This is a genomic window from Alphaproteobacteria bacterium (genome assembly GCA_030740435.1).
Classification (GTDB): domain Bacteria; phylum Pseudomonadota; class Alphaproteobacteria; order UBA2966; family UBA2966.
The window spans coordinates 1-2,168 of record JASLXG010000034.1 but is presented as its reverse complement, the minus strand read 5'-3'; the positions used below and the strand labels follow the sequence as shown (position 1 = coordinate 2,168).

Below are 2,168 nucleotides of genomic sequence, written 5' to 3'. Positions count from 1 at the left end.
GATCAGCGCCAGCAGCTTGTCGCAGTCACCCGCACCAATGTCGTAATGCGACAAGCGATCACGGTCTGGACTATGAATACACACCAGCCAACCTTTCAGGCTCAGTTCGATCGCCACGAAAAATGTGGCAGACTGTTCCCTGGTGGGCGTGCAAATGGTCGATGTTTGAGTCGATGCTTGCATCTGTCATCTCCGATGGTTTGGGGTTGTTGGAAATCCAAACCTAACGGAAGCACGCTCACCAACCCATGGAATCTCCCCCACAAGGGGGGAGGGGGTTAAGCCATTGTTATTTTAGGTATTTTCCCTCCCCCTTGATGGGGGAGGGCAGGGAGGGGGTGTTTTTCTGTTTGCTTTACGGCCGGTAGCCCATGGCGCTCGGCCCCTTGAGGCCCTCGAGGCGGGGTTCGCACCAGTCCAGCCACTGGCAGAGCTTGGCCCGGGTCTCGCGGGGATCGATGAGTTCGTGGAAGGCGAAAGCCTCGGCCCGCGACTGGGGCACGGTGCGGCGCGCCAGTTCTTCTTCCAGCTCGCGGCGCTTGGCCTCGGGGTCGGCAGCCGCCGCGATCTCGCGGCCATAAGCCACGGCCACGCCGCCCTCGACCGGCAGGGCGCCGAGTTCGGCCGAGGGCCAGGCCAGCACGTAGGCCTCGTTGCCGTAATGCGCCGCCGATGCGACGCCGAAGGACTTGCGCACCACCACCGAGGCCCAGGGCACGTTGGCCTGGGCCACGGTCAGCACGGCCGAGGTGCCGTGGCGGATGGTGGCGGCTTTTTCCGCTTCCTCGCCGATCATGAAGCCGGGCTCGTCGACCAAGGCGATGACCGGGATGTGGAAGGTTTCGCAGAGCTCGACAAAGCGCCGCGCCTTGTGCGAGCCGTCGGCGGTCAGGCAGCCGGCATAAGTGCGGCAGTCGTTGGCATAGATGCCGACGACGTGGCCGTCGAGCCGGGCCAGGCCGGTGACGACGCCGGTGGCAAAACGCCGCAAGAGCTCGAAGAACGAGCCCCGGTCGACGACGTGTCCGATCAGCTTGCGCACGTCGTAGGGCTTGCGCCTCTCACGTGGCACCAATTCCAAGAGCGCGTCGTCGGCCCGGCCCGGGTCGTCGCCCGTCGCCAGTCTGGGCGCCAGCTCCCAGACGTTGCTCGGCAGATACGAAAGAAAAATGCGGATCAGCTCGAGCACCCCCTCCTCGTCGTCGGCCACGGCGTCGATGACGCCGCTGCGCTCGTGCACCCGGGCGCTGCCCAGGCTCTCCTTGGTGGCCTTTTCGCCGAGCGCCCGTTCGACCAGGGCGGCGCCGGCGATGATGACCTGCGAGGTCTCACGCGTCATGGCACAGAAGTGGGAGGCCACCAGACGCGAAGCCGGCATGCCGGCCACCGGGCCCAGCGCCGCCGAGGCCACGGGCACGATGTTGAGCACTTGGGCGATGGAGCGAAAGCGCGGCGGCGTATAGACCGGCTCACCCACCGGCAGGCCCTTGCTCTGGCCCGTGACGCTGCCGCCGGCGCCCTCGTGAAGCCTGATCAGCGGCAGCCTGTACTTGATCGCCAGGTCCTCGGAATAGACGCTCTTGCGCAGCCCGGCGGCGTTGGGCGAGCCTCCCTTCAAGGTAAAATCCTCGCCGCCGACGATGCAGCGCCGGCCGTCGATCAGGCCCAGGCCGAGCACGAAATTTGCCGGCGTGAAGCCGGTGACCGAGCCGTCGTCGGCCAGCTCGCTGGACCCTGCCGCCTCGCCCTGCTCCTGAAACGATCCCTCATCGACCAGGGCGTCGATGCGCTCGCGGATGGTCAGGCGGCCGCGCTGGTGCTGGCGCTCGACCGCCTCGGCACCGCCCAATTGCTTGGCCAGCTCACGCTTCTTTAGGATGTTCTCGACTTCGGGTTGCCACGACATTTTTTGGTCCTGTTAGCATTTGTCATCGGTAGGGTTCGAGCCAGCCGAGGCTGTCCTCGCTGGTGCCCAAGGGGTCGTACTCGGCGCCGACGAAGCCCTTATAGCCACCGTCGTCGATGGCGGCAAAGACAGCCGGAAAGTTGATCTCACCCGTACCAGGCTGGTGGCGGCCGGGGTTGTCGGCGAATTGGATGTGACCGATGCGAGGCAGGAGCCTTCCGAGGCCGGCGATCAGGTCGCCCTCCATGATCTGCATGTGGTA

3 protein-coding genes are annotated in these 2,168 nt (G+C 65.6%); all 3 read right to left on the bottom strand.

Annotated features, from left to right (window positions below; all coding sequences use genetic code 11):
* On the bottom strand, window positions 1-183 hold a 183-nt coding region (locus QGG75_03945; protein ID MDP6066393.1), incomplete at its 3' end, for an IS110 family transposase.
* A gap of 172 nt (window positions 184-355) precedes the next feature.
* Window positions 356-1,906 carry a carboxyl transferase domain-containing protein gene (locus QGG75_03940; protein MDP6066392.1) on the bottom strand — a complete coding sequence of 517 codons (1,551 nt, stop codon included), beginning with the start codon at window positions 1,904-1,906 and terminating at the stop codon, window positions 356-358.
* A 22-nt stretch (window positions 1,907-1,928) separates the two neighbouring features.
* Window positions 1,929-2,168, bottom strand: a 240-nt coding sequence (locus QGG75_03935) for a TIM barrel protein (protein ID MDP6066391.1), incomplete at its 5' end; no start/stop codon positions are given.